The sequence below is a fragment of the Corynebacterium sp. CMW7794 genome, from assembly GCF_001563605.1.
Lineage (GTDB): Bacteria > Actinomycetota > Actinomycetes > Mycobacteriales > Mycobacteriaceae > Corynebacterium > Corynebacterium phoceense.
Genome location: NZ_KQ961734.1, coordinates 1 through 20,599 on the forward strand (window position 1 = coordinate 1; position 20,599 = coordinate 20,599).

Sequence of the window (20,599 nt, forward strand, 5' to 3'; positions counted from 1 at the left end):
CGCACATCCGGACACACATTCTGTCCCTTAACCCCCTGCGCGAAACCGCCACCGTGGCCCTCCACAAGGTCGCCATGCAGATGCGCGCCCGCGGCTATGAGGTCCTTTTGCTCACCAGCGAGCTCCCTGAGCTCGACCTGCCCCCAGCTCGACCGCCAGGCCGACCTCGAGCACGAGCGCAACTTCCGCTTCCAGCTCTTCCCCGTCGCCGCTGAGCGCTCTGACTTCGACGAGGCTTCCGATGCCCCCTCGTCCGACCTCTACTATCGCCTCGAGGTCTACGACCTCACCGGCTCGCTGGGCTTCGACGTGTACGAGCGTCACCTGGCCTTCCTCTACATGCAGCAGACCCAGCCCGGAGACGCCGATCTCTCCGATGGTGCTGAGCCCGAGCGCATGTGGCGCGAGGACCTCTAGCCACCACATGTCGATGAAATCGACACGTTCGCGCGACATGTCGATTTTTTCGTGAAAAATCGACATGTCCGTCGGACCTGTTTATTCTATCGACATGTCGATAGCGCCAGGCTTCCCACATTTTGACCCGCAACAGCCCTTCAATGAACTTCCGCCGTTGCCGCCTGCGGACGTCGTTGAGACTGTCCCGGTTCTGAAGGCCATCATCGATGCGAAAGAAAAACTCGCAGAGTTGCGTACAGCATGCCAGCTGATTCCTAACCCGGACATCATTACGTCAACGATTCCGCTGCGAGAGGCACGTGCTTCGTCCGCAATCGAGAATATCGTGACAACAAACGACGAACTGTTTCGTGCTGCATGGCAGGTTGATGCTGAGCCTACCCCGGCTACAAAAGAGGCCTTGCGGTACAGCTTCGCGTTGGGAGCTGGTGTGAAGTCACTTGATGAACGGCCCTTGAGTGAAAAGACGGCGCGAGTTGTTTGCAGTCGCCTTCTTGATACGGAAGCCGATGTCCGGTCATTGCCCGGAACGTGCATTGGAAATCCGCTTACTCAAACACGGATCTACACCCCTCCAGAAGGCAAGGAAGTCATTGAGAAGCATCTTGCAGCGTGGGAAAACTACATCTATTCGGAACATGACGTCGACTCCCTCGTAAAGATGGCGCTTCTGCACTATCAGTTCGAGGCGATCCATCCCTTTTACGATGGAAATGGCCGCACAGGGCGAATTCTCAATGTTCTCTATCTGCTCCAAGAGCAGCTGCTCGAGCTACCCGTGTTGTACCTATCTGGCTTTATCGTCGAGCACAAGGCCGAATACTACAAGCGTCTGAACGCAGTTACGGCTGTGGGGCGGTGGGAAGAGTGGTTGCTTTTTATGATCAATGGCGTCCGAGCCGCAGCGGTTGACGCTTCAGACATGATTACGGATCTACGCGCGTTGCAGGAGACGACGGCGCAGGAAATTCGTACCGCTGGTGTCATCGCTCCGGCAAAGGAGATGGCGGAATTGATGCTCATCAAGCCTTATCTGCGCATCCAAGATGTGATGGATACCGGACTAGTAAAAAGACAAACGGCCGCTTCGTGGTTGCATCACCTAGTGGAACTGGGGATCCTTGAGGAAAACCGGGTTGGCCGAGGGAAAGTTTTCATCAATCATCGGGCCTTGGCGGTTCTGACCCGCGACTAACGCCCTGTTGTCGCAGTTTTGAAATCCAAGTGAGCAGGAGTACCGTTTTCAGGTACTGGGGCATTAGCTCAGTTGGTAGAGCGTTGCGTTCGCAATGCAAAGGTCAGGGGTTCGATTCCCCTATGCTCCACCATTTGTACTCAACTTTGGATACAAAGATTTGAGTGCGTCAAGAACCCCTCGGGGGTGCGCTTTCTGCCTAGTCAGGCGCGTAACCCGAGGGGGTTTTCTACGTTCTGGGTGAGTGCAGAGTGGTCCTTGGGGCGTCTGGTTGAGGACCGTTTGTGGTGCCCGACGGGTGAGCTTTCGAGGGATGCCCACGCCAACTACCATTTTCCTCCCCGGAAAGAGTTGTTCCTAGATTCCTGCTCTTGCTAGGTAGTTTTCAATGAGCCACCGATTGCATCGGTGATTGCTCCGCAATCCGCCATTCCTTCGCAGGCGACAACCCAGTTTCGTCCGTAGGCAATAGTCGCGCCTGCAAAGGGGCCACCCTCCGTAGCTTCGACCATGTCTTTAATTGGGCCCTCAAACTTGAATATCATTGCGCTTGTGTCTGAATCGAGTAAGTCAAAGCAGCTGGTAGCTCCAGTGATATTTACATCTGGGTCGTCTATGTTGGCGGCCATGTCCTGGATCATTTCGTCGAGCTCCATGCATGAAAGATCTTGAGTATCTTCGAAAATCTCGGAGATTTCGTCAAGTGATTCAACAGAAGGGCCCACGGCAGACTTGACGTTGTCTACACCATTACTGCAGCCGGAGAGAGCAAAGAGAGAAGCAACTGCTATGAGAGCTGAATACTTGTGCATGGATCTCATTAAACCAAATCGCATGGCAGCAGACTGGGGAAACGCAAAGTAGCTGAACGCTTGTGCGTCCCTGTTCAGGTTCACTGCTAACAGCGCTGAACCTACGCTGTAGAGGGGGTGTTTCCTTGAATCTGAAGCTTAGAATCAGGGCGAAACCTTGTGCTATTATCTGAAGGTGACCAGCGTCGGACTTCAACTCTAGGCCCCTCCTTGGGTTGTCTGCCCTGCACATGCTTCGGTGGCGTGATGTTTCAACAGTGCCAGGTTACGTTTGCGAGTCCGCAAAGAACGGCTGTTAGCGACGTTGGCGGGTAGTGTGTTTCGTGGCTTGTTGAGTGGGGACAACACGCTTGTGTGCTTGGCTGCAGGGGATATTGGGGTGATAGAAGTTTGCGATGTAATTTCTCAGCTGTTCACGGTTGATCGGCTTGTTGCCCTGGGGGAAATTAGGTGTCCCAAGAGAAAATAGAGAGAATAAGTTTTGGCCGTCTCGTCATAATATTATCTTGACCTGCGCTTTCGCATGTTTGCTTGTGGTTCTCCCTATGCTCCACAACTGGAAAATCCTCTCCGTATCGTGCCGCGGAGAGGATTTTGCGTATGTGCGCAACGACGGCCTCTACGGAATATCGACGCGGTCCGTCGTGCTCACCGTCACGCGTCCAGCGTTGAGGGTGTGGACGCGTGGTCCCGCAGCGTGCGGGCGGATGTCGACGACAGTGATGCCGGAATCATCGGCGCGATGGAGGAAGACGAAGTTCGCGTCAGCGACGCCCTCCGCGATGCACCATGAGCCGGGGATGTGGTCGGCGGGATCAGCGGAGAGCCCCTCAAGGAAGTCGTCGGGCTCACGCACCGGCGGAACGTCGAGCGGAGCGAGGGAGGCGATACCAGCAGCGACCAGCGGCTCCTTGGTGGTGGGCGACCAGAAGCCGGCCGCGTTGTCGATGTAGCATAGCGGGCGCGTGCCGTCGGTGTACCAGTGCCCGGGGCGCAAGACGATGGGGTAGCCGTACGCTGCCGCGAGCAGGGCGTCGAGGTCAGGGGCTGCAGGCAGCTCGAGCGGCGACTCGAAGAGCCGCTCGCCGGACCACGCTGGCTCAGCGGGCAGCGGCCCGCGGAGAAGGTCTGAGGCCGCGGAGACCGTGTTCTCGGAGCCCGGTACCCAGAATGTCGTTCGCTCGTCCTCGGTGGCGACGGGCACGACGACGCTGTGGCCGAAGACGTACCACCAGCCCTCGAGCGGTTGGCTCAGGAAGCTGCGGATTTCCTTCCAGGCGGGTGAGTCCATGAAGAGCTCAGGCAGATAGTGTGCGCAGATGTCGTGCAGCGCTGCGATCTGCGTCGTGTGCTGAGCGGTGACGTAGCCGTCGCAGTCCATAGTGAAGGTGGCACGTGGGCCGTGCGTGATGAAGTCCATGGTGTTCTCCCCGAGGCAACGCCGACGGTGCTGTCGGCTTCTGCCGTTTTTACCACCGGGCTGGTCCGACGGCAAGGAGGTGGAGCGCACGGGCGTTTTGCCGACGAAGCCTCCAGATCCATGCAGATCTGAAGGCTTCGTCGGCGAAAAATTCCGGAGGAGGGCCCTAGCGTATCTCTACCGAACGGATGTGGTTGCCCAGGCCGAGGCGCTCGAAGACGGTGCGCGCGGTACGGGGGTCATCGGCGGCGCCCATGGCGAGCAGCAGTGGGACGTAGTGGTCTGCGGTCGGGTGCGCGATGCGGGCGGCCGGGGCCTTATTCATGTAGTCCATGAGGGCATCGACATCGCCGGCGTGGATGTGTTCGGCGGCCCATTCGTCGAAGGCATCGAGGTAGCCCATAACGCGGTTTGGGTTGCGGAAGACCTCGAAGGAGTGCGTCATGTAGCCGGAGCCAATGACGAGGACACCCTCGTGGCGCAGCTGGCGGAGCTTCTCACCCAGATCGAGGAGATCGCCCGGGTTGAGGCTTGGCATGGAAACCTGGAGCACCGGGACGTCGCCAGCCGGGTACATGGCCATGACCGGGATGAACGCGCCGTGGTCGAGACCGCGGTTCGAAAACTGATAGACCGGTTGGTAGCCGAGCATGCCTGCGATGCGGTGGGCGAGATCCGTCGCGTCCGGGGTCTCGTACTTGAGCGTGTAGTACTCCGGGTCGAAGCCGGAGAAGTCGTAGTAGAGCGGAGTGCCAGCAGCAGAGGCGCTCAGCGCGGCCGGAGCATTTTCCCAGTGTGCGGAGACCACAACGATGGCGCGCGGCTTGGGGAAGGTCTGCGCCCAGTCGTAGAGCGCATTCATCCACTCATGGTCGCCCAGCGCCGGCGGAGCGCCGTGGCTGATGAACAGGGAGGGGAGGGGGCCATCGGAAAGCTCCCATTCGCGGCGCAGGCCCGCCAGGGGGATAGTGCGCTCGCGCAGATCGTAGAGGCCGCCAGCGGGGCGGGCAGGGTTCATTGCTTCGGCGATGGTGGTCATGCCGTTCTCCTTCGTTTAACTTCAAGCTTTAACGTATCATGCAACGCTTCAAGGTTAAAGTTATTCCAACCCCTTGTCATGCAAGAATGAGGTTTAGGGTGTGTTAATCTGAGTCCATGAATGAACCGTCGGAACCCCGCTGGTTGGACGAGGAAGAGCTCGATGCTTTTTCCTCGTTAATGTATGTAAACCTCCAGCTCATTAACAAGCTCGACCGTCAGCTGCGCAAGGACGCAGGCATGAGCTTTTATGACTACACCGTCATGTCGCGCCTGTCTGAGGCACCGGAGCACACCATGCGCATGAGCGCGTTGGGGCACATCACGGGCGGTTCGCTCTCGCGTCTGAGCCAGGTCGTTACCCGCCTGGAGAAGAACGGCTGGGTTCGCCGCGAGCCCGATCCCTCCGACGGCCGCTTTACCGTTGCCATCCTCACCGAGGCTGGCTGGGATACCGTCGTTGCCACTGCGCCGGGCCACGTCGAGGCCGCGCGCCGCATTGTCATTGATCGTCTCACGCGCGCACAGGTGCGCCAGCTTGGGCAGGCCATGCACCGCATCGCCATCGGCATCGAGGAAGAAGACTGCTGCTAGCTGGGCAGTCCCCGCTTGCGTGAGACCGTTTTATCGAACGGAATCCAAAAACGCAGCGGGGCGTCCGCGTTTTTCGAGATGCCAATGCGCGGGCCACGCACCCACTCGACGGGCTCTTGCGGCTCCTCGATAACCGGCTGCGCGCCGTTATCTTCGAGCGTGAGCCCCAGCGCCTTTCCTAGGTTTCCCGGGCCGCGCGCCAGATTGACGTCCGGGGTCTCTCCGCGCCGGGCGCGGGCGATCTCGATGCCCCCAATAATCTCGCCGCCCCGCAGCAAGACGCCCTGGCCAGTGCCTTCGGGCGCACACACGAGGTTGCCATTGCGATGGATGCCGTAGGACGCATAGACGTAGAGCCGCCCGGGCGGGCCAAACATTGTGGCGTTGCGCGGGGTCATCCCATTGAAGGTGTGGGCTGCCTCGTCGTGTTCGCCGAGGTAGGCCTCGACCTCTGTGAGCCGCACCGCGACATCATGAAAGTGCACCACCGCGCCGAGGAGCTGCGGTGCGACGACGTCTGCGGGCTGGCTGAAATCAATCATGGTTTAGCGCTGAGTATACGTCCGGCCCGGCTGTGGGTTGGGAATCATCTCGTCAAGGCTCACCGGTGTGAGCCCCTTGGCCTCGAGGCCGTCGATGACGCAGTCGACCGCCGCGACCGTGGTCGGGTGAATATCGTGCATGAGAACGATGCTGCCTGCCTGCGCCTCGTTGACTGCGGTCTGGCACGTCTGCTGCGGGCTCTTCGTCTTCCAGTCGAGGGTATCGACGCTCCATAGGACCTGGGCGGCGCCGGCTTCACGCGTGGACTGCGCGACGGTGGCATTCGTGGCGCCGTACGGCGGGCGCACCCAGCGGCTGCCATGGCCGACGGCGGCGTTGATCGCGGCGTTGCCCGCCGCGATTTCCCGGTCCACGCTGGCCTTATCCATCTTGTTGAGTTCCTTGTGGCTCGCCGTGTGGTTGCCGATTGTGTGGCCTGCGGCCTCCATGCGGCGCAGCAGTTCCGGGTGCGCACTCGCGTTGGGCGCAAGGACGAAGAAGCTGGCAGTGACGTCGTGGCGGTCCAGGATGTCGAGCAACTGGGTTGTGCTGGCCGCGGGGCCATCATCGAAGGTGAGTGCCACACAGTTGGGGCACGCGGGGCGAGCGCTCTTGTGCTTCTTCTGGGCCTTGTCCGTTGCCGGAGCCTTCGGTCGTGGATCCGGCACGTAGGCACGTGCTTCACTCGGCAGGGCGTTATAGGCAGCAATCTCAGCGTCGCGCACTGCCTTGTCCCATGAGCCTTGCGCCTGCGAACTCATCTGCGCGAAGTCCTGTAGCGGATCCGCCTGTGCAGACGGCGCGGCAGCGAGAACAAGCGCGAGAAGAACAGCAGGAAGACGACGAGACACGGCAACACCTTTATGAAAACGACTGCAGGAAAGCTACAGTCTGCCATTTAAATCGGCGCATTTCCGCAGCGACACGGTAAAGGAGTTAACTAGTGGGGCAGAAGTGACGAAGATCCTGTGCCAGGAAAACTGGCAGCAACTCCCAGAAACCACGCAGCCGTGTGTGCGGCTCTCGTCAGCCACGCCCTCCATAATGAGTTCATGCGCTTGTGAGAGGGCGCATACCTTGAGAGAGATAGAGAGAGCCCCGGGTCCCGGGGTAGCGGCGTGAGACACCGCTTATGGGACACCTTTGAGAGAAAGAGTCACCGTGAGCCCCGACCGAATCGGTCGGGGCTCACGGTGGTTCTGGGCGCAGGAATCCTCGTGGAGGCGTTCCTCTACAAGCTAGAAACGCTTGATAAGGATGGAATAGCCGTGCGCGTCTGAGGCGGGGATGTCCGTGAAGCCGACGTGGCGGTAGAGACGCGCAGCGCGGGTGTTCGTGTCTTTCACGGACAGTGAGATGCCGGGGGCACCGAGCTCACGGGCGAGCTCCGTAGCGGCATGGAGGAGTGCGGTGCCAATGCCCTGACTCTTGTAGCGGCCTTCGACGGCGAGCGCGATCTCCGGTATGCCGGGCTCGGCGTGGCCATAGCCGTGGCGCTCGTCCGTGCCCCAGTTGAGCCAGACGCCGCCGGCGGGAATGTTGCCGCGCCAGGCGATGAAGCCGCCGCGCTCTGGCTGCCAGTCATCAACGTAGAAGGTGAAGTCCTCATCGAACTCGGCGGGCACGGTGCCGTGCTCATCGCCGAAGGTGTCCGTGAGGAAGTTGAGTCGTGCGATGTAGGTGCGGTCCGCTTCCGTAGTCGGGCGGAGCTCAAGACGATTGTCTGGGAGGTCGTCGGGATTATTGTCAGAATGTTCGGTCGACATAGTCATGCCACCCAGTCTAGGAGCTTTCTGTTGAGGAGCCTTCCCACTGGCGGTAGGCGCGGGCGTAGCGGCCGCCCAGTTCCATGAGCGAGGCGTGGTTGCCGTCCTCGACGATTTCTCCTTGCTCCATGACGATGATCCGGTCGGCCTCGCGGGCCTGGTCGAGGCGGTGGGCGACGACCAAGGTCGTGCGGCCCTCGGCGACGGTGCGGGCGGCGGACTCGAGGACGGCGGCGTGCTCAGAACCAGCCTCGGAGGTCGCTTCGTCCATGATGAGGACCGGCGGTTGGCGCAGGACCATACGGGCGAGCGAGATCTGCTGGGCGACCTCGGCGCTCACCTCGTTGTTGCCGGCTCCGATGGGAGTGTCGAGGCCCAGCGGCAGGTCGCGCTCCCAGGCGGCCGTGTCGGGCGTAAGCCCGACGGCGGCCAACGCTGAAAGGAGGGCGGCATCGGAAAGCTCGGGGCCTGCCATGTGGAGATCCTCGCGGAGCGTGCCGGAGAAGAGGTGGACGTCTTGGGTGACGAGCGCGACGTGCTGGGTGACCCAGGTGTTGGGCACCGTGGCGGTGTCGATGCCGCCCACGCGGATGCGGCCGGCGCTGGGATACTGCAGGCCCGCGACGAGCGCGGCGAGCGTGGACTTGCCCGCGCCCGAAGTCCCGACCAAGGCGGTCGTGGTGCCCGCGGCGAGTTCCAGATCGACGTGGCGGAGGACGGGCTCGCCGCCGGGGTAGGAGTAGGACAGGCCCTCGATGGTGACGGCCGGGGACGCGGTGAGAACCGGGCCCTCGGAGGTGCCCTCGTTGCCCGCGAGGGTGGCGAGGGAGACCGCGCGGCCGAGCGAGGTGACGGCGTACTGGATTTCGCCCGCGAAGAACAGGATGTTGAAGACGTGAATTTCCAGGCGCGTGACGAGCAGGACCGCGGCAGCGGCCTGGCCTTGGGTAATCCAGTCCCAGTGGACCATGGGCACGGACATCACGAGGGAACCGAGCAGGAGAATGCCGAAGGTGAGCGTGCCTTGGCCGATGATCCGGTTGACGAGCGGAACCTTATCGGCCCAGGCCTGGACGGTATCCCAGGACTGGCGCTCCATCCGGCGCGTGGCCCAGGGACCCAGGTGGTATTCGCGCAGGGTGGGCAGCGCGCGGATGGTGTCGAGCAGGATGTTATTGCGGGTCGCCTCGGAGGAGGAGACGTAATTGGCCACGGCAGGGATGTCGCGGATGGTGCCCTTGATAAACGGGTACATGATGGCGGCAGCCACGAGGAAGAGCAGGGCGTAGGCCGGATGGATGAAGAGCATGGTCACCGCCGTAATCGGCAGGATGAACAGCGTGATGGCGAGGCGCTCGCCCATCATGGACACGGCCATGACCACGTTATCGATGTCCTTGGACAGGCGGGTAATGACGTTGCCGGTGCCCAGCTCCATGATGCGCGGGACGGGGGCGCGCAGGACGGAGTCGAGCGCGGCCGTGCGCAGGTCCGTGGCCAGGCGCCGAGAGCGAGACTGGAGGAGGTAGCCGCCCACGGTGCGGCCGAGCTGCTCGGCGAGCAGCGCGAGACCGATGAGCACGAGAGCCGCAATCATGGCGGAACGACCGGACCCGAGGACGGGAAGCGACATTCCATTGATGAGGTCCACGATGCGCCCGAGGAGCTGCGAGCCGAGGTTCATCATGACGATGGTGGCGGCGAAGATGAGGGCAATGCGCCACAGCCATCCGCGCGAGGGCGCGGACGGCAGGGACTTGAGCAGGCGCCACGACTCGCGCGGGGTGGCGGGGGCGAGGGCGTCGACGTGGCGGTTTCTCATAGCGTCACCACCTTGTCCGCGTTGGCGGCCCACGTGGCCGCAGAGGTAATGACGACGGTCGTGCGACCGGCCCGGAATTCCTTCGTGCGTTCCGCGACGGCGGCGAGAGTCAAAGAATCAAGGCCCGTCGTCGGCTCATCAAGCACGAGGATATCCGGGTTCGCCGCGAGCGCGCGGGCCAGGGCCACGCGCTGGCGCTGACCACCAGACAGGTTCAAGCCCGCCTCGCCAATGGGGGCGGCGGGCAGTTCGCCATGGGAGCCGAAGCCGCCCAGGCGGCGCACAATATCAGAGCACGCCGCGGCCTCGAGCGCGCCTTCGACGTCAGTGGCGGTGCCCTCCGGATCGATATTGTCCTCCAGTGTGCCCTCGAGGACGCTCACGCGGTGTGGCGGGCACAGCGCGCCGCGATGGCGCTGAAGATGCCGCGTCCATGCGGCGACCTGCGCACGCGCGGCCGGGGTCTGCGGGTTCCACACGACGAGACCGGTGACCTCGCCAGGATCCGCGTCTGGGAGCTCTTCGCCCTCGCCGAGCTCGTCCAGCAACGCGCCCACGCGCACGGCAGACGCCTTGCCACGCGACCACACCTCGGTGAGCATGCCCAGCGAATGACCCAAGGCGGTCATCGCGGGTGGAACGAGCATGGTGATCGTCATCATTCCGCCGGGGTTAATCGCGCCCTCGAAGGTCTGCCAGCCCGCCCACACGAGGATGCCGATGGCAAAAGAGGTGGGCACGAGTTGGCGTGCGAATTGCAGGACCGCCATGAGGTGGACCTCGGCGAGCATGGCATTTAGGGCCGTTGCTGCCGATGCCCCGTAGCGCTCCCGCGCCACCGGCCCCGCACCCAGGCCTTTGACCACGCGGTTTCCTTGCGCCACGTCCGTGGCGATGGCGAGCGAGGCGGCCTGCGTGGAGCGGCGCTTCGCCGCCGCGCGGGAAAGCGGGCCGGCTGTCGCCCACGAGGCCAGCGCGGTGCAGACGGCGCCCACGGGCATGGCGATGGCCACTTGCCAGGAGATGGGGGCGATGACGATGACGCCGCCGGTGAGGTACCCCACCATCATGATGGGGAAGTTGAGGATCTGCTTGAGCTTGCCCACAAAGTCCGAGTCTTCGTCCACCGTGTTGAGTAGGCGTCCCGGATTGAGCGCGGCGGGAGAGGCCAAAAGACGGTCGAGCAGACCTAAGCGCAGCGTGTGCGTGGTGCGCGTCTGCGACATATCCGTAAAAGCATCCGCGGAGGCCTCGGAGAGATACTGCACGTAGAGGATCACCATGACGGCGAGAACCGGAAAACCGAGCGTCCCCCAGGAGGTCTCGGTGAAGGCATGCTCGGTGGCCTGGCCGATGAGCAGCGAGGTGAGCGCGCCGATGGGCGCGGAGATGACCATCGCGACGAGGATGCCAATGACGCCGCGCGGCTGCGCCACGAGCAGGCGGCGCGTCGCGCGCGTGGGATCGTCCCACGGCGTCGTGGAGATAAGGGAGGGGTCATCGTGCGGCGGATCATCCGGCACGTACCACGCCCACGTTTTCAGACGCGGGTAGAGACGGGGCTGAGAGCTCATGGCTCCCAATCTTAAAGTGTCCTCGTCCTCACGAGTACTCCCTAGAAGTACTCATTACGGGTGCTAGGACAGGAAGTAGCTCGCGACGTCTGTGCCGTTGAATTCGCGCTGCGTGCCGTGGGTATCGACGGAACGGAACAGGGAACCGGAGTCGATGGCGTCGCGGAGGAGATCAACGCGGGCGACAGGGTCATCGACCACTGCGCCCGCGTCAAAGTAAAAGACGTCGCCGTTTTTTAAAGTGACGGTCAGAGCTTCGATAGCCATGCGCGGTACCTCCAGTGTTGCCAAGAACCAGGTGAGAAGATCACATCTCAGATTGGGGTCTATGCAACCATTGGGGTGCGATAACTTGCAATTCGCAGTGATCAAGGCAACCCGCGCAGGGCCCCGAATGCACACATTTTGCGCCCATCCGGGGGTAAAGGACTACTTATTGTCCTCGTCGAGACGGTGCTTGGCGCCGTCGAATTTCTCGTCCACGCCCTTGCGCTCGGCCTCAGCCTCGATGCGGTCGGCCGTGGTAGTGGAGCCCTCCTCGCGCAGCTTGGCAATCTGCTCGTCGATGTCGCCCAGCAGCTTCTCATCGCGCTCGACAACGCCTTCCTCGGCGAGATCGCTGTGCACGGCAGCCTTGTCAGCCGGGGTATCGGCGAGATCATCGGCTGCCGAGGTAGACGTGTAGACCAGTGTGGAGCCCTGGACCTTGTCTGCACCGAATTCCTCGACGCGCGGCGGCTCGGTGGCCGGGGTGTCGTTCTTGCGCAGCCAGTAGTACACGCCGCCAGCGATAGCGGAGATCACGGCCAGCACGGCCGCGATGGGCCAGAACTTCGAGCCTTTCTCCTTCTTCGCGGCGCGGGCCTGGGCCTTCTTCAGTGCCTTGGCGCGGGCCTTTTCGATCTTCTTCGAGACCTGCTTGTTCTTCTTAAACAGCTGCTTCTGGGTGCGCTTGGATTCCTTGCGGGCTTGCTTGGTTGCGGCCTTGGCCTCCTTGCGCGCCTCCTTGACCTGGGTGCGGCCAGCCTTCTTGGCTTCTGCGACGCGGTCGCCCAATTCCCCGGCGACCTCTTCGCGGCGGTCTGCGAGCTCCGCCAACGTGCGCTCCAGACGAGCATGCGCCGCCTTGGTGACGCTGCCCGCCTCCTTGCGGGAACGCGGGAAATTATCGTCCAGGGAGCTCGACGCGGTCTCCGCGGCGGTGGCGAGCGCGTCGTAGGCCTCGCGTTGTTTGTCCTCGCGGTACTCGGCGAACTTGGCCCATGCGGACTGTGCAGCCTTGATGGCCGGTCCGATGTAGGTCGGGTTCATGGTGGTCTCCTTTTTTGCTTGATTCGCTACCTCACCCAGCGTACTTATCTTCCGGACTCTGGGTGGGGGCGTTCTGGACCGAACTACAGACCGATTTTTATTCGTGCACTTTTCACCTAATGAACAAGCGTGTGCACTATTTATTGGTGATATTAAAAATCTAAGGGTTCCGCCAAAAGTGAACAGCTTGGTACGTTTTTGCATCAACACACCCCGTCTACCAGGAAGGATGATCTATGGTTCCGCGCTTCTCGGCCTCCGCGCCGCTAGACCTTTTGGAGCAGCGACCCGCGCGCACCGCCCAGCGCGTCGCATTGTCCTTCGAAGTCATCCCGCCCCGTCACGACGCGGATGACGCCAAGATCGCCGGGCTCATCGATACGCTCGCCCGCTTCGATCCGGACTATGTGGCGGTGACGAGCTCCCGTCGCTCTGGCTGGCTTGAGGGCACCGCCGCCTTTATCGAGCGCATCAGCTACGCCACGGATATGCGCCCGCTCGCGCACCTGGCCTGCACGGCTGGCCCCACGCACGAGCTCGAGGGCTGGATCGACCGCCTTGTCGACTCCGGGGTCCGCGGCCTCCTCGCCCTACGCGGGGATCTGCCGGAGGGGGAAACTGCGCTCCCGCCTGACCATCTCCCGCATGCCGATGCCCTCGTCCGCCTCATTCGCCAGCGTGAGACTGCGCAATTCGCACGTTTTGCAGCCGGCAGGCTCGCCGTGGGCGTCGCGTGCTACCCGAACGGCCACGCGGAGTCCGCCAGCCTCGATGAGGATCTCGATGTCCTGCTCACCAAGCAACGCCTGGGCGCGGACTTCGCCATCACACAGCTCTTCTTCGACGCGGAGGACTTCTTGCGCTTCCAGCAGCGCGCCCGGCTCGCCGGGGTCCATATTCCGCTTATACCGGGCATCATGCCCATGACCAGCCTGGCTCGGGTCCACCGAATGTCTGAGCTTTCCGGCGTGCCCGTGCCAGACCGCCTCGAGCGGCGCCTGCGCGGGGACCCCACCGCGGGCCTCGAACTCACGGTCCAGCTCGCCGGCGAACTCCTCCGCGGCGGTGCCCCGGGCCTGCACATGTACACCCACAACGACGCTGAACTCACCACCACTATCTTGTCAGAAATTGGAATCCACCCATGAACACTCCTCACTCCACCCCGTTTACTGCACCTTTCCCCTCCGCCACCATCCAGGGCTACCCGCGCATCGGCGCCCAGCGCGAGCTCAAGTTCGCGCTCGAGGCCCTGTGGTCTGACCGCGCTAGCGAAGAGGACTTCCTGGCCGCGAGCCGCGCGCTCCGTATAGATACGTATGCGCGCCTTCGCGACGCCGGCCTGAACGAGGACTACGCCATCCCCGCTGACGGCGCCGTCTACGACCACGTGCTCGAGACCGCGCTCACCGTCGGTGTCCTTGGCACCCACAAAGAGGTTTCCCTCGCTGAGGAATTCACCCTCGCGCGCGGCAATGATGCCCAGCCCGCGCTCGAGATGACCAAGTGGTTCGACACGAACTACCACTACCTCGTCCCGGAGATTGCCGACGGCGCCGTCTTTATCCCGCGTCCCGAGCGCACGCTTCGTCTCGTCGAGGAGGCCCGCGCCGCCGGTCACACCATCCGTCCTGCCCTCGTCGGCCCCGTCACGCTGCTCGCCCTGTCCAAGCAGGCGGACGGTGCCACGTCCCAGCCGCTTGAGCATCTCGATGCCCTCGTTGAGTCCTACCGCACAGTCCTCGCCGCCCTCGCCGACGCCGGCGTCGAGTGGGTTGAGCTCACCGAACCCGCCGTTGTCGCGGACCTCGCCGTCGCCGACGACGCGACCCTCGCACAGCACATCGCTGCAGCCTACGCCCAGATCCTCGGCGCTGAGCAGCGCCCGCAGGTTCTCGTCTCCACTCCTTACGGCGCCGCCCGTGCCGGACTCGCCGCGCTTGCCGATGCCGCCCCCGAGGCGCTCCATGTCGACCTCGCCGTCGGCACGCTCGCGCAGGAGCCGGACTACGTGCACCGTGTGGCCTCGCTCCGCGATATCCACCTCGTCGCCGGCCTCATCGACGGCCGCAACGTGTGGGCCGCGGATCTGCGCACGCTGCGGAACACGCTCGAGCAGCTCGGGGACGCGGTCTCCGTGTCCACTTCCACGAGCCTGCTCCACGTTCCGCACACGGTGGCGGCGGAAACGTACCTGCCCGTCGACGTCGCGCCGTGGCTCTCCTTCGCGGACGAGAAGGTCGCCGAGGTCGTGGCGCTGGCCGCCGGACCCCTCGATGCCCCGGAGGCCTACGCCCAGGCGGACCGCGCTGTGCGCACCCGCGCCGCCTCGGAGCGCACGCATGATGCCGCCGTCGCTGCTCGCACCGCGGCCCTGCCGGCAGGCGAGGTGCAGCGCCAGCCCCTCTATGCCGAGCGTGCTGAGACGCAGAAGTCCCTGGACATCCCGCTGCTGCCGACCACCACTATTGGTTCCTTCCCGCAGACGCAGGAGATCCGCCAGACGCGTGCGGCCCACAAGGCGGGGGAGATCACGGACGCCGAGTACGAGGAGGCGCTCAAGGACGAAGTCCGCGCGGTCGTCGAACTGCAGGAGCGTCTGGGCCTCGACGTCCTCGTCCACGGCGAGCCGGAGCGCAACGACATGGTGCAGTACTTCGCGGAGCTGCTTGACGGCTTCGTGGTCACCGACAACGGCTGGGTCCAGTCCTACGGCTCCCGCTGCACACGTCCGCCGCTGGTCGTGGGCGATATCTCCCGCCCGCGCGCGATGACCGTCGAGTGGTCTGCCTTTGCGCAATCGCTGTCCACGAAGCCGGTCAAGGGCATGCTCACCGGCCCGGTCACCATCCTCGCGTGGTCGTTCAACCGTGACGACGTGCCGCTGTCCGTTTCCGCGGATCAGCTGGGCATCGCGCTCGCGGACGAAGTCCACGACCTGGAGCAGGCCGGCATCGACATCATTCAGATCGACGAGCCCGCCCTGCGCGAGCTGCTACCGCTGCGCGAGGAACGCCGTCCGGAGTACCTCGCCTGGGCCGTGCGCGCCTTCCGCCTCGCCGCGCTCGACGCCAAGCCGACGACGCAGATTCACACGCACCTGTGCTACTCCGAGTTTGGCCAGATCATCGAGGCCGTCGCCGCGCTCGATGCGGACGTCACCTCTATCGAGGCCGCGCGCTCCCGCATGGAGCTTCTCGCCGACGTGGACGAGCGTTTCTACTCCGCACTCGGCCCGGGCATCTATGACATCCACTCGCCGCGCGTGCCGTCCGTCGCCGAGATGGCCGAGCTCATCCGAGCGGCACTGCGCCACTTCCCGCTTGAGCGCCTGTGGGTTAACCCGGACTGCGGCCTCAAGACCCGCGGCTATGCCGAGACCGAAGCAGCACTGCGCAACATGGTGCTCGCTCGCGACGAGGTTCGTGCGACAGTGTCCGTCACCGTTTAGCGTCCCGCCTTCGTACCCCATCGCATCTCACTCCTCGTGCGGTGGGGTTTCTTCATTGACGAATGGCAGCGCATGCTCGAGTCTTGGGACTTTGTCCGTAGGAGCGTGGATGATGCGTTCGCGCTGGATTCGAACCGAGCGTGAGCATGGCACAGCTTTTCGAGGGCAACAGTGATATCTCAGGGGCGATGCCATGGCGGACGCGGTGGTCATTACCACGGGCGATAGGGCCTACCGCCGTCCCGACGGTATTGCCGTTGTGCCGCTCGCGCTGCTGGGGATGTAGAAAACTGAGTGCTTAGAAAGTGAGCTCGTCGAGGGAGGCGAGATCACCGCGACCGGCGCGGTCGAACCACAGCGCATCGAGGCCCGCAGCTCGGGCGCCTTCGACGTCATTGGCGAGCGAGTCGCCGACCATGAGGGTCTCGGCGGGGGAGGATTCCATAATCGAACACGCTGCGAGGTAGGCCTCGCGGTGCGGTTTGGGCGTGCCGAGCTCGACGGTGGGGATGAGTACAACGAAGTCGAGGTCCAGCCCGGTCGCGGCGAGCTTGCCTTGCTGCATGTCGCGCGCCCCATTGGTGAGCACGCCCACCTTGAGACCGGCGGCATGGGCCCGCTCGAGGACCAGTAGGGCATCCGGGAACGCCCGCCAGTTGCGGGCATAGGCCGCAAGGTAACCGTCGTAGGCAGCGAGCGCTTCGGCCTCGGTCATCTCGGGGCGGTTGAGGAAGTCGCGGCATCGGCCAGCTCGCTGACCGGGGTGGCTCACCTCGCCGCGTTCGTAGGCGGCAAACCATTTCTTCTCCAGCTCGCGGAAGCGCGCGTGCTGGCCGGTGGGCAACCCGAGCGAGACGCACCATTCGTCGACGCCGTCACGCAATGCCCCCTGATGGTCGAGGAGAGTGTCGTCCAGATCAAAGAGAATGGCCTTATACATGGTGCATATCCTACGGTGCGCAGCCGTGATCGCTCTCGGCATTACTTTCGATCCGCCCTCATGTCGGGAAATTCTTTATGATGGTGGACATGACTCAGAAGACCGCAACTGCAACCATGCACACGAATCACGGTGACATCGTCATCGACTTGTATGGCAACCACGCCCCTGTCACCGTTGAGAACTTCATCGGCCTGGCACAGGGCACCAAGGACTACTCCACCCAGAACGCCAAGGGCGAGCAGTCTGGCCCGTTCTACGACGGCGCCATCTTCCACCGCATCATCGACGGTTTCATGATCCAGGGCGGCGACCCGACCGGCACCGGTACCGGCGGCCCGGGCTACCAGTTCCAGGATGAGTTCCACCCGGAGCTTCAGTTCGACCGTCCGTTCCTCTTCGCCATGGCCAACGCTGGCCCGGGCACCAACGGCTCCCAGTTCTTCATCACCGTGGCGCCGACCCCGCACCTCAACAACCACCACACCATCTTCGGTGAGGTCACCGATGAGGCCTCCAAGAAGGTCGTCGCTGAGATCGCCGGCGTTCGCACCGGCTACGCTGACCGCCCGGTTGATGATGTCGTTATCGAGTCTATCGACATCGCTTAAGTGAGTTAGCGCTTCACGAGCGTGCAAGCCCGCGCCTGCCACTACTGGCAGCGCGGGCTTTGATGGTTTTAGCCGACCAGAAGCCACGCGAAGAAGCCTGAAGAAGACCAGAAGAAAATAAGGACATCTCCATGACCATCAAGGAATGGACCCGGACGTACGCCAAGGTTGCGCCCGCGTCGACGGTGCTCGTGCTCTTGTGCACGGCAGCATGGATTATCTCAGCCATCCAGGCGCGTTCGATTTCGGGTGCCTACTACGACTCGGAGTTGGCAACAGAGTGGACGCTGTGGGGGCCTGCGGTTCTTGCGGGCGGCGCCGATTGGTTGCGTCCCGTGACGTCCATGTTTATGCACCTGGATCTGGGCCACCTCGCGGTCAATATGATCTTCCTCGTTCTCATTGGCAGGGAAGTGGAGCGATGGCTGGGCAGCGCGCTCTATACGGCGGCCTATGTGTGCGCGGGATTGGGCGGCAGTTTGGCCATCTTGTGGAATGCCTTCGACCAGCCGACAGTGGGAGCGTCCGGTGCACTCTACGGGCTTATGGCGCTCATGGTGGGGGTCTACCGGGCGAAGGGACTCGACCTGCGGGCGCCACTCTTCCTTATCGCTGCCAACGTTGTCTATACCGCTATGACACCGGGCGTCTCGCTGTGGGGGCACGTGGGCGGGCTCGTGACGGGGCTGGTGTTGTTGCCGTTCCTCCGGGCGCGCCGGGTGTGGGTGCGCTGGCTCGGTGTTTTTATTGTGGGGATCCTTGTGATTGCGGGGATTGGACTGCGAGCAGCAGTTTGGGGATAACCTCCGCGTGTTTTCCACGCGGACAAGTGTGCGAAATCTTTCCACATCAGTTATCCACATTGTGGATAACTACATTTTTGTAATTTACCGAACATCCGAACGGAGTTTTCCCTGATCGCGCAGGGTGCAGAGTCGGGTGTGGGAAAAATACCACAGTGTGAAAAGGGGAATTGGGGAATTCCACAGGGTGTGGAGAAACCTGTTGAATTCTACTATCCACACCTTTATCCCCAACCTGTGGATAACTTTTCCTGCACCGTGTGGAAAGTGTGAAAATGCCCCCGTCCCACAAAAACACATTCTTGTAATTTGACTGTTGCACGCACCGTGTCAAGCCCCGTGTTTTCTAGAGGGTAGTTTTCTGGTTTTGGGTTAGGTCAGGCGACTATGTTCGTGGTGGAGAGTGCGTTCCAGTAGGCGGTCTCGTAGTCGACGGGGCTGGTGTGGCCCAGGGCTGAGTGGAGTCGGTGGTTGTTGTACCAGCCGACCCAGTTGGTGATGGCTTTCTCGGTTTCGTCGAGTGTGGTGAAGCCTGTGGGGTGGATGCTGACGTTGTGGATGCATTCTCCCTTGTAGAGGCTGTTTATGGCCTCTGCTAGGGCATTGTCATAGGAGTCGCAGTATTGGACCCCTCGGTCACTGTGGTGAATAAGCTGGTCAACACGCTGGTCCTGCCGGAGCCGGGAGGGCGTCTGATGGTTTGTGTGTGGAGTTCCATTCCGCATAAGCAGACAAGCCAGAATGACTACTATGGTACGACGAGACTCGGCCGATAAGGCTAAGATTGATGCGATTGAGGAAAGTTGCTTGCTAACCCGGAAATCGCGAAGCTGTTTGACGAACTAGGCACGTCGCCGACGGACGCCGACCACAGCCGCGAGCGCAGCGGCCCCCAGCAAGGCGAGGGGAATCACGGTTGCCAGGGGGGGAAGCCGGTACGGTCATTGGTGTGCGGCCGGTCGAGCGGTCGTAGGCGGCGCGCGCAGTAGCTGCAAGTAGCACATCAACCTGTGACGCTAAACAAATAGCTATAGGAATTGCTATGTCACTAGCTATTTGCATTGCTATGTTTTGTCTTCACCGGCAGTAGCCGAAGTTGGTCAGCCCAATCGGAAGTAAGTATATCGGACTATACTTGAAAGTGTTTAGTTTGCTATACTATCGTTGTGACGAAGCGGAAAGACATTCTTAAAAACATCGCCGACTTTGCAAAAAGAACGGGTCAAACGCTCACGATTAAAGAGGGCGGTAACCATACTCGAATCTGGGTTGGCGAGAAGTACACCACCGTGGGGCGCCATAAGGAGATTGACAATCTCATGGCTCGTAAAATCTACAAGCAAATCGGAATGGAACAGTAGGACATGAATACGTTTACTGCCTGTGTTGAGCGCGGCGAGAACTGGTGGGTTGCCCAGCTAGTCGAAGACCCTGGCGTTATCGTTCAGGCGCGTCGTCTTGACCAGATTCAAGAAGAAATCCGTGACGCTCTCGCCCTTTTCCCGGAGCTTACCGATTCGCCCGAAACAGCTATCGTTCATCTTGACCTTGTTGGTGAAGTAGAGCAACAAGCTCAAGCTACCCGCGACCAACTTGCCGCCATCCGCGAGCGTGAAGCTCATGAGCTTGCCAATATGTCGCAACATGCTCGGCGGCTAGCGGATGGTGGGTACAACTACCGCGATATCGCCTACCTTCTTGGCATCACCTACGGCAGGGTGGGGCAAATACTCAAAGCGAAAACCAGCACTGCCTAAGTATGCGCGGCAGCTGCAAGCAGCAGGAGTACTCCGTGGCTTGGCCGCTTCGCGTCTGGAGAGTGGTGGTGGTTTGTGTATTTTTGCGGTTTGGGGTGGATGATTCGTATTTGTGGCGACGCTTCAGCTCACACCATGAGCCACTGGGACGGTGAGGAGAGAGGGGGCATCGGAAAGCACAAAAAGGCGCCCTGGGTTTCCCAGGGCGCCGTGAGAGGGCAGGGAGGCGGTTAGCGCCAGCCCATCGTCATGAGGAGGCCGACGATGGCGAGGCCGAAGCCGATGCCATAGTTCCAGGGGCCGAGCTCGGCCATGAACGAGATATCCTCGCCGGCGAGGTAGTTGACGATGATCCAGGCGAGGCCGAGGATCATGAGGCCCAGCATGAGGACGATGTACCACTTTGGTGTGCCCTCGTTATTGATTTTGACCGGGGTGCGGTTGGCTGAGGTGCTCGTGACCTGAGGGGTCGAGCTCTTCGAAACCTTAGACTTCGGCATGGTGTACCTTCACTTTGATGTGCGGTGGGAGTTATTTCCTTG

22 protein-coding genes, 1 tRNA gene and 1 pseudogene are annotated in these 20,599 nt (G+C 62.2%); 11 read left to right on the plus strand and 13 right to left on the minus strand.

Annotation, left to right across the window (positions count from 1 at the left end; genetic code table 11):
• Positions 1-96 precede the first annotated feature (96 nt).
• From HMPREF3227_RS05890 to HMPREF3227_RS05900, 3 genes are all read left to right on the plus strand, one after another.
• The gene (locus HMPREF3227_RS05890; RefSeq protein ID WP_066511150.1) at positions 97-417 is read left to right on the plus strand and encodes a hypothetical protein; all 321 of its coding nucleotides are present in this window, start codon (positions 97-99) and stop codon (positions 415-417) included.
• Positions 418-511: 94 nt separating this feature from the next.
• Entirely contained in the window at positions 512-1,615 is a 1,104-nt protein-coding gene (locus HMPREF3227_RS05895) for a Fic family protein (protein ID WP_196131438.1), read from the plus strand.
• A 57-nt stretch (positions 1,616-1,672) separates the two neighbouring features.
• Positions 1,673-1,748: transfer RNA gene (locus tag HMPREF3227_RS05900), tRNA-Ala, on the plus strand.
• Between the two features lie 241 nt (positions 1,749-1,989).
• On the opposite strand, the gene HMPREF3227_RS05905 is transcribed toward HMPREF3227_RS05900, so the two are convergent.
• The 3 genes from HMPREF3227_RS05905 to HMPREF3227_RS05915 all read right to left on the minus strand — a co-directional run bounded on the left by HMPREF3227_RS05905 (position 1,990) and on the right by HMPREF3227_RS05915 (position 4,886).
• Positions 1,990-2,427 (minus strand): hypothetical protein, encoded by a 438-nt coding sequence (locus HMPREF3227_RS05905; protein WP_148138815.1) that lies wholly within the window; start codon positions 2,425-2,427, stop codon positions 1,990-1,992.
• A gap of 619 nt (positions 2,428-3,046) precedes the next feature.
• Positions 3,047-3,847 (minus strand): hypothetical protein, encoded by an 801-nt coding sequence (locus HMPREF3227_RS05910; RefSeq protein ID WP_066511161.1) that lies wholly within the window; start codon positions 3,845-3,847, stop codon positions 3,047-3,049.
• A gap of 166 nt (positions 3,848-4,013) precedes the next feature.
• Positions 4,014-4,886 carry a DODA-type extradiol aromatic ring-opening family dioxygenase gene (locus HMPREF3227_RS05915; protein ID WP_066492774.1) on the minus strand — a complete coding sequence of 291 codons (873 nt, stop codon included), beginning with the start codon at positions 4,884-4,886 and terminating at the stop codon, positions 4,014-4,016.
• Positions 4,887-5,002: 116 nt separating this feature from the next.
• Here HMPREF3227_RS05915 and HMPREF3227_RS05920 point away from each other — a divergent pair, with 116 nt between their 5' ends.
• Positions 5,003-5,479, plus strand: a complete 477-nt coding sequence (locus HMPREF3227_RS05920) for a MarR family winged helix-turn-helix transcriptional regulator (protein WP_066492778.1) — start codon at positions 5,003-5,005, stop codon at positions 5,477-5,479.
• On the opposite strand, the gene HMPREF3227_RS05925 is transcribed toward HMPREF3227_RS05920, so the two are convergent.
• From HMPREF3227_RS05925 to HMPREF3227_RS05955, 7 genes are all read right to left on the minus strand, one after another.
• On the minus strand, positions 5,476-6,021 hold the full coding sequence (locus HMPREF3227_RS05925; protein ID WP_066511163.1) for a DNA-3-methyladenine glycosylase: 546 nt from the start codon (positions 6,019-6,021) through the stop codon (positions 5,476-5,478). The two genes, HMPREF3227_RS05920 and HMPREF3227_RS05925, sit on opposite strands and share 4 nt — an antisense overlap.
• Before the next feature lie 3 nt (positions 6,022-6,024).
• Positions 6,025-6,873 (minus strand): polysaccharide deacetylase family protein, encoded by an 849-nt coding sequence (locus tag HMPREF3227_RS05930; RefSeq protein WP_066511165.1) that lies wholly within the window; start codon positions 6,871-6,873, stop codon positions 6,025-6,027.
• 387 nt (positions 6,874-7,260) lie between these two features.
• Entirely contained in the window at positions 7,261-7,788 is a 528-nt protein-coding gene (locus HMPREF3227_RS05935; RefSeq protein WP_066492788.1) for a GNAT family N-acetyltransferase, read from the minus strand.
• Between the two features lie 16 nt (positions 7,789-7,804).
• Positions 7,805-9,610: an ABC transporter ATP-binding protein gene (locus HMPREF3227_RS05940; RefSeq protein WP_066511167.1), complete on the minus strand. Its 1,806-nt coding sequence runs from the start codon at positions 9,608-9,610 to the stop codon at positions 7,805-7,807.
• Positions 9,607-11,184, minus strand: coding sequence for an ABC transporter transmembrane domain-containing protein (locus HMPREF3227_RS13925; protein ID WP_066511173.1), 1,578 nt, complete (start codon positions 11,182-11,184; stop codon positions 9,607-9,609). Before HMPREF3227_RS13925 ends, HMPREF3227_RS05940 begins: the two co-directional genes overlap by 4 nt.
• A 63-nt stretch (positions 11,185-11,247) precedes the next feature.
• Positions 11,248-11,451 carry a hypothetical protein gene (locus HMPREF3227_RS05950; protein ID WP_066492794.1) on the minus strand — a complete coding sequence of 68 codons (204 nt, stop codon included), beginning with the start codon at positions 11,449-11,451 and terminating at the stop codon, positions 11,248-11,250.
• Between the two features lie 162 nt (positions 11,452-11,613).
• Positions 11,614-12,495: a hypothetical protein gene (locus HMPREF3227_RS05955; RefSeq protein ID WP_066511176.1), complete on the minus strand. Its 882-nt coding sequence runs from the start codon at positions 12,493-12,495 to the stop codon at positions 11,614-11,616.
• 236 nt (positions 12,496-12,731) lie between these two features.
• Between HMPREF3227_RS05955 and HMPREF3227_RS05960 the strand changes: the two genes are divergently transcribed.
• From HMPREF3227_RS05960 to HMPREF3227_RS13990, 3 genes and pseudogenes are all read left to right on the plus strand, one after another.
• On the plus strand, positions 12,732-13,643 hold the full coding sequence (locus HMPREF3227_RS05960; RefSeq protein ID WP_066511179.1) for a methylenetetrahydrofolate reductase: 912 nt from the start codon (positions 12,732-12,734) through the stop codon (positions 13,641-13,643).
• A complete protein-coding gene (metE, locus tag HMPREF3227_RS05965; protein WP_066511185.1) occupies positions 13,640-15,946 on the plus strand; it encodes a 5-methyltetrahydropteroyltriglutamate--homocysteine S-methyltransferase in 2,307 nt (768 codons plus the stop codon). Before HMPREF3227_RS05960 ends, metE begins: the two co-directional genes overlap by 4 nt.
• Before the next feature lie 187 nt (positions 15,947-16,133).
• Positions 16,134-16,232 (plus strand): annotated as a pseudogene (locus tag HMPREF3227_RS13990) (DUF4143 domain-containing protein); the annotation flags it as partial.
• A 12-nt stretch (positions 16,233-16,244) separates the two neighbouring features.
• Here HMPREF3227_RS13990 and HMPREF3227_RS05970 read toward each other — a convergent pair.
• On the minus strand, positions 16,245-16,886 hold the full coding sequence (locus HMPREF3227_RS05970; protein ID WP_066492803.1) for an HAD family hydrolase: 642 nt from the start codon (positions 16,884-16,886) through the stop codon (positions 16,245-16,247).
• A gap of 80 nt (positions 16,887-16,966) precedes the next feature.
• Here HMPREF3227_RS05970 and HMPREF3227_RS05975 point away from each other — a divergent pair, with 80 nt between their 5' ends.
• Complete coding sequence (locus tag HMPREF3227_RS05975) at positions 16,967-17,497, plus strand: peptidylprolyl isomerase (protein ID WP_066492859.1); 531 nt, start codon at positions 16,967-16,969, stop codon at positions 17,495-17,497.
• A 131-nt stretch (positions 17,498-17,628) separates the two neighbouring features.
• Positions 17,629-18,300 (plus strand): rhomboid family intramembrane serine protease, encoded by a 672-nt coding sequence (locus HMPREF3227_RS05980; RefSeq protein ID WP_066492804.1) that lies wholly within the window; start codon positions 17,629-17,631, stop codon positions 18,298-18,300.
• A gap of 377 nt (positions 18,301-18,677) precedes the next feature.
• On the opposite strand, the gene HMPREF3227_RS13865 is transcribed toward HMPREF3227_RS05980, so the two are convergent.
• Positions 18,678-19,025, minus strand: a complete 348-nt coding sequence (locus tag HMPREF3227_RS13865) for an integrase core domain-containing protein (protein WP_066492806.1) — start codon at positions 19,023-19,025, stop codon at positions 18,678-18,680.
• Between the two features lie 441 nt (positions 19,026-19,466).
• Here HMPREF3227_RS13865 and HMPREF3227_RS05990 point away from each other — a divergent pair, with 441 nt between their 5' ends.
• Both HMPREF3227_RS05990 and HMPREF3227_RS12855 read left to right on the plus strand, forming a co-directional pair.
• On the plus strand, positions 19,467-19,661 hold the full coding sequence (locus HMPREF3227_RS05990; protein WP_066492808.1) for a toxin HicA: 195 nt from the start codon (positions 19,467-19,469) through the stop codon (positions 19,659-19,661).
• Between the two features lie 3 nt (positions 19,662-19,664).
• Positions 19,665-20,057, plus strand: a complete 393-nt coding sequence (locus HMPREF3227_RS12855) for a hypothetical protein (protein ID WP_077210025.1) — start codon at positions 19,665-19,667, stop codon at positions 20,055-20,057.
• Between the two features lie 230 nt (positions 20,058-20,287).
• Here the strand turns inward: HMPREF3227_RS12855 and crgA are convergent, their stop codons facing one another.
• Positions 20,288-20,557, minus strand: a complete 270-nt coding sequence (crgA, locus tag HMPREF3227_RS06000) for a cell division protein CrgA (RefSeq protein WP_066492811.1) — start codon at positions 20,555-20,557, stop codon at positions 20,288-20,290.
• Positions 20,558-20,599 lie beyond the last annotated feature (42 nt).